General features: G+C 72.0%; 5 protein-coding genes. 4 read left to right on the forward strand and 1 reads right to left on the reverse strand.

The window, feature by feature from the left end; translation table 11 throughout:
• Positions 1-107 precede the first annotated feature (107 nt).
• Positions 108-737 (reverse strand): molybdenum cofactor biosysynthesis protein, encoded by a 630-nt coding sequence (locus tag I4I78_RS29330; RefSeq protein WP_226380655.1) that lies wholly within the window; start codon positions 735-737, stop codon positions 108-110.
• 123 nt (positions 738-860) lie between these two features.
• On the opposite strand from I4I78_RS29330, the gene I4I78_RS29335 reads away from it, so the two are divergent.
• The 4 genes from I4I78_RS29335 to I4I78_RS29350 all read left to right on the forward strand — a co-directional run.
• A complete protein-coding gene (locus I4I78_RS29335; RefSeq protein ID WP_226380656.1) occupies positions 861-2,330 on the forward strand; it encodes an Nramp family divalent metal transporter in 1,470 nt (489 codons plus the stop codon).
• Between the two features lie 218 nt (positions 2,331-2,548).
• Positions 2,549-2,776, forward strand: a complete 228-nt coding sequence (locus I4I78_RS29340) for a DUF3311 domain-containing protein (RefSeq protein WP_226380657.1) — start codon at positions 2,549-2,551, stop codon at positions 2,774-2,776.
• Complete coding sequence (locus I4I78_RS29345) at positions 2,773-4,272, forward strand: sodium:solute symporter (protein WP_218614754.1); 1,500 nt, start codon at positions 2,773-2,775, stop codon at positions 4,270-4,272. The genes I4I78_RS29340 and I4I78_RS29345 overlap by 4 nt, the downstream gene beginning before the upstream one ends.
• Positions 4,273-4,337: 65 nt before the next feature.
• The coding region (locus tag I4I78_RS29350; RefSeq protein WP_308252434.1) for an amidase at positions 4,338-5,677 on the forward strand (1,340 nt) is incomplete at its 3' end.

The following is a 5,677-nucleotide window of genomic DNA, read 5'->3' on the forward strand; positions in this document are numbered from 1 at the left end:
CAGGCCGTTCGGAGGAGCCGGCGACGGCGTTCATCGCTGCTCAGCGGGTTGAGGAGTCGGTATCGCCGGGCGGTCGGCGCCGTCGTGCGATCACGGCGGCGCGGCCGTCAGCGAGCCGGCGCGGGTGACCGTGAACCCCGGCTCCCACCGGACGGGCGGAGGCGCTCCCCGGCCACGGCCGGTTCGAGGACGGTGAGGACGGCCGGTCCGAGGCGCAGCACGCCATCGTCGAGAGGCTCGCAGCGCACCCCGCCGCGTCCGCGCAGGGCCCGAAACGCGCCGGGGGCGAGGACGACGTCCATCCAGCGGCACGGGGCCGCCGGGCGGTGCGCGCGGAACCGGACCGGGCCGTCCCCGCTGTCCAGGGCGAAGACCGCTCCCGTGCCACCCCGGCCGACCGCGGCCAGCGTGTCGACCCCGAAGCCGCGCAGGACGACGTTGCGCCGCGCGTCCACCGCGCCCGGTGTCGCATCCAGGTCCAGATCGTCGCGCACAGCGTCCAGGGACTCCGCGGACATCACGGTGACCGCGGCGAGGCGGTGTGCGGCCCGGCCGCAGTAGCGGTCGCCGACCAGCCCGAGACCGGCGCGGACCTGCACCGACGGCCGGGACACCGGCTCCGGATCCGGCGCCGGGCCGTCATCCGGGCGGCCCTCGTAGGCGTGCACCGGCGAGACGAGGAGCGTCTCGATCGCCACCGTGACCACCACCGGCGCCGCGCTGTCGTCACCCCGCACGTGCCCAGGCTACGACGCCGCGCCGGACGCACCGAGCGGAACCATCCGGACAAAGATCATCTTATTGGACGCGCGCTGTTATGCTCGTCACACTGCCGGGCAACGATGCTAGGGAGTGGCGTGATGACCGAACGCAGCCGGTCGGGAACCCCCGCGATGGCGACCGAGCTCCCGAGCCGACATCTGCCCGCGGTGCCCTACGCCGACCTCCCGGAGCCGCAGGGCCTGCGTCGCTACCTCGGCGCCAGCGTCATCCTCACCGCAACCGCACTCGGGTCGGGCGAGCTGGTGCTCTGGCCCTACGTCACGACGCAGGTGGGGCCCGGCATCATCTGGCTCGCCGTCGTCGGCATCACGCTCCAGTTCTTCCTGAACATGGAGGTCGAGCGCTACACGCTGATCACCGGCGAGACCGCGGTGACCGGGTTCTCCCGCCTGTGGCTGCCCTGGGGCGTGATCTTCGTGCTGGGCGCGATCCTGCCGAACCTCTGGCCGGGATGGGCATCCAGCGGGGCGACGGTGTTCACGTTCATCTTCGACCTCGGCGAGTCCGCCGTCCCGGTGCTGGCCACGATCTTCCTCATCTCGATCGGGCTGGCGATCACGGTGTCGCCGGTGATCTACCAGACCCTGGAGAAGGTCGAGGGGGTGATGGTCGTCCTGATCCTGCTGTTCGTCGTGGCGGCGATCGTGCTCGCGACGAAGGCGGACGCCTGGGCGGCCGTCGTCACCGAGGCGCCGGGCACCGTGTCCGAGCTTCCCGCCATCGTCTCCCAGATCGGTGCGGCCTCACTGTTCGGCGCGATCGTCTTCGCCGGAGCCGGCGGGGCGAACAACCTGGTGCAGAGCAACTACATCCGGGACAAGGGCATGGGGATGGGCGTGCGGATCCCCAACATCGTCTCCCCGATCACGGGCCAGGAGGTCGCGGCGCCGTCTCTGGGGTACATGGTTCCGGCGACCGAGGAGAACGAGCGGCGCTGGCGGCAGTGGTGGCGCATCGCGAATACCGAGCAGCTCCTCACGTTCTGGTTCATCGGTGTCGTGCTGCTGGTCTCGCTGTCGGTCCTGGTGTTCTCGACGGTCGGGGTGAACTCCGAGCTCGAGTCCGAGCTCGGGTTCATCCAGGTCGAGGGGCGCGCACTGGGCGAGCTCATCGCCCCGTGGTTCACGACGGCCTTCTACGTCGCCGGCTTCCTCATGCTGCTGTCCACGAACATCGGCGTCATCGACTACGTCAGCCGGCTCACCGGGGACTCGCTGAAGGTCACGTTCCTGAAGGACAGCGCGTTCTGGAGCGAGAGCAAGATCTACATCACGGTCGTGTGGGTCATGATCGTGGTCGGTTCCGGGATCATCTGGACCGGCCTCGAACCCGTCGTGCTCCTGGTCATCTCCTCGGCGGGTGGCGGGTTCGTGATGGCCTTCTACTCGGTGCTGCTCATCCTGCTCAACCGCAGGTGCCTGCCGGAGTTCGCGAGGCTCAAGGGCTGGCGGCTGCCGGTGATGATCGTCGTCGCGCTGTTCTACGTCGCGTTCTCGGTGTTCCTGGTCTACCAGATGATCACCGCGGGCCCGGCGTCGCTGGCGTAGCGACGAGAGGGGGTACGACGACCATGCCGGGAACGCTGCGCAGGCTCTGGCTCAACCTGCTGCTCACACTCACGATCTTCATCGTGCTGACCTCGATCGCCTGGGCGACCGGGCTCCTCACCTGAGGCGCTGCCTGCGGCCGGCGTTGACCATGGACCGGGCGCGGGGGAGGCTCCCGTCTGACGACGGGGGTGGTCATGTTCCGAGGTCGGGCATCGTTGCTCTGGCTGCTGGTGGTGCCGGTGCTCTATGTAGGGGCGTTGCCGCTGGTCAACCGTGTGGAGCCGGTCGTGTTCGGGTTGCCGTTCCTGGCCGTGTGGCTGTTCGGCGCGACGGTGTTGACGCCGGTCGCGGTGTGGCTGGCGGCGCGTGGTGACCCGGTGTGGCGCTCGGGCGGGATGCGCCCGGACCGGGCCGGCGGGGTGGCGGACGGAGAGAACCGGTGACCGGCGCCGCGGCGGTCTCGCTGGGCATCCTGGCCGCGTTCATGGTCCTGGCGTGCGTCCTCGGGATCCGGGCCGGTCGGGGGCGGCGGGCGCAGGCAGACGGCGACGACCTCGCCGAGTGGTCGCTCGGCGGGCGCAGCCTGGGGTTCCTGTTCACGCTGCTGCTCACCGCGGGCGAGACCTACACGACGTTCAGCTACCTCGGCGCGGCCGGCTGGGCCTACGACAACGGCATCTCAGCGCTCTACGTCGTCGCCTACCTGGGCATCGGGATGGCGGTGAGCTACGTCGTCGCGCCGATCCTGTGGACCTACGCCCAGCGCCACGGCCTGCACTCGATCGCCGACATCGCCGCGCACCGGTTCGGTGCGCCGTGGCTCAACGCGGTGGTGGCACTGGTCGCGACGGTCCTGGTGCTGCCCTACATCCAGCTGCAGATCACCGGGATGGGCGTGGTCGTGGCCTCGGTCGGCTACGGCGCGATCGGGCTCGGCGTGTCCTACCTCGTCGCGTTCCTGGTCGCGGAGGCGTTCGTGCTGCTCTCCGGCCTGCGCGGCAGCGCGTGGGTGTCCGCGCTCAAGGACGTCCTGGTACTGGTGACGCTGGCCGCGGTGTTCGTCTACGTGCCGCTGCACTTCTTCGGTGGCTACGGCCCGCTGCTGGAACGCCTGCTCGAGCAGCGCGAGGCCTGGCTGACGCTGCCCGGGCCGGACGACGCGACGCTGGGTGTGGGCTGGTTCGCCTCCACCGTCCTGCTCAACGCCGTCGTGTTCTGCATCTTCCCGCCGCAGGTCGCCGGGTTCCTCGGCGCGGCGAGCCCGCAGGTGCTGCGGCGCAACGCGATGGTGCTGCCGCTGTATCAGGTGCTGCTGTTCGTACCGGTGGTGCTCGGGATGGCCGCGCTGTTCGTCGTGCCCGGGCTGACCGACTCCAACCTGGCGATGTTCGAGCTGGTCCGCCAGGCCATGCCGCCGTGGGCGGTCGGGTTCGTCGGCGCGGCCGGTGCGCTCTCGGCGATCGTGCCGATGGCGATGTTCATGCTGGTGATCGGCACCATGTGGGGGCCGGTGGTGCGGGGGACCGGACCGGCGGCCGCGGTGCGCCGGCGGCGCCTGGCCCAGGTCGTGACGCTGGCCGCGGGGGTCGTGGCGCTGGCGATGACCTACCTGTTCCCGAACGCGCTGGTGCGCCTGTCGCTGATCTCCTACGAGGGGATGGCGCAGCTGCTGCCGCTGGTGCTGCTCGCGCTGTTCTGGCGCCGGATGCCGGTGTCCGCGGCGCTGGCCGGGCTCGCGGCCGGGCTGGTGGTGGACGTGGTCCTGGTGGCGGGCGGCAACGACCCGCTCGCAGGCGTCAACGCCGGGGTGGTCGCGCTCGCGGTGAACCTCCTGGTCGTTACGGTGATCACCCGGCTGCGACCGGCCGACACCCCGGACGAGAGGCTGGCGCAGCCGGAGCCCGTTCCGGAGCATGTCGCGGGGACGACCCGGCGGTAGGACGACCCGGCGGTAGGGACGACAAGGGTCCGGCGGAGACGGCCGCGGGGCGGGAGAGTGGGGACGTGAACTCCGATATCGCAGGTGAGCCGGCCGACGCGACGGCGGCGCAGCTCGTCGAGGCGTACCGGACGGGGACGCTGTCCCCGTCCGAGGCGCTGGAGTCGGTGCTGGCGCGGATCGCGGCCTGCGAGCCGCGGCTGCGCGCGACCTACGCCCAGGACCCGGACGGTGCCCGTAGCGCGGCCGCGGAGGCCACCGAGCGGTGGCGTCGCGGGGAGCCGCTCGGCCCCGTCGACGGTGTCCCGGTGACGCTCAAGGAGAACATCGCCACCCGCGGGGTCCCGGTGCCGTCCGGGACCGCGGCCACCGAGCTCGTCCCGGCCGAGCGCGACGCCCCGGCCGCGGCGCGGCTGCGCTCCGGCGGCGCGGTGATCACGACGAAGACGACGATGCCGGACCTCGGGATGCTCGGGTCGTCGGTGTCGAGCTTTCACCCGCGCACCGCGAACCCGTGGAACTCCCGGCGCACCCCGGGCGGCTCGTCGTCCGGTGCGGGCGCGGCCGCGGCGGCCGGGTACGGGCCGCTGCACCTGGGCACCGACATCGGCGGCTCGGTCCGCCAGCCCGCGCACTGCTGCGGGCTGGTCGGGCTCAAGCCCTCGGCCGGGCGGCTCCCGGTCGTGCCGCCCTACTACGGCCGCGCCATCGGACCGCTGAGCAGGACCGTCGACGACGCGACGGTGCTGATGCGCGTGGTGTCCGCGCCGGACGCCCGCGACCACACCTCGCTACCGCCCGCCGACCTGGACTGGGACGCCGTCGCCGCAACCGACGAGTCGCGGCTGCGCGGGGTCCGGATCGGCGTGATGGTCGAGTGCGGGGTCGGGTTCGCGGTCGAGCCGGACATCGAGGCCGCGGTGAACGCGGCCGCGCGGCGCTTCGCCGACGCCGGCGCGACCGTCGAGCCGGTCGGCCCGCTGCTGCGCCGGGAGATGCTCGACGGGCTGGACCGGTTCTGGCGCGCCCGCGCCTGGTCCGAGGTCTCGGCGATGGCACCGAAGCGCGCGGAGAAGATGCTGCCCGAGATCCTGCGCTGGGCCCGCAGCGGCCGGGACCTGACCGGGGAGCAGGTGTTCCACGGCTTCAGCCAGATGGACGCGATGGCCCGCGCCGCGGCCGCGATGTGGGAGAACGTGGACTACCTGCTCACGCCGACCGCGCCGATCCCGGCGTTCGGCGTCGAGCAGGCGTTCTCCTCAGACGACGGGGAGCGGCCGTTCGAGCACGTCGGGTTCACGGTGCCGTTCAACATGTCCGGCCAGCCGGCGGTGTCGATCAACTGCGGCTGGACCGGCGACGGCCTCCCGATCGGCCTGCAGATCGTCGGGCCGCGCTTCGACGA

The organism is Pseudonocardia sp. KRD291 (genome assembly GCF_019263595.1).
Lineage (GTDB): Bacteria > Actinomycetota > Actinomycetes > Mycobacteriales > Pseudonocardiaceae > Pseudonocardia.

What these genes read in the sequence shown, in the direction of transcription:
- I4I78_RS29335 (WP_226380656.1), top strand. Translation starts at nt 861, where the DNA reads ATGACCGAACGCAGCCGGTCGGGAACCCCCGCGATGGCGACCGAGCTC.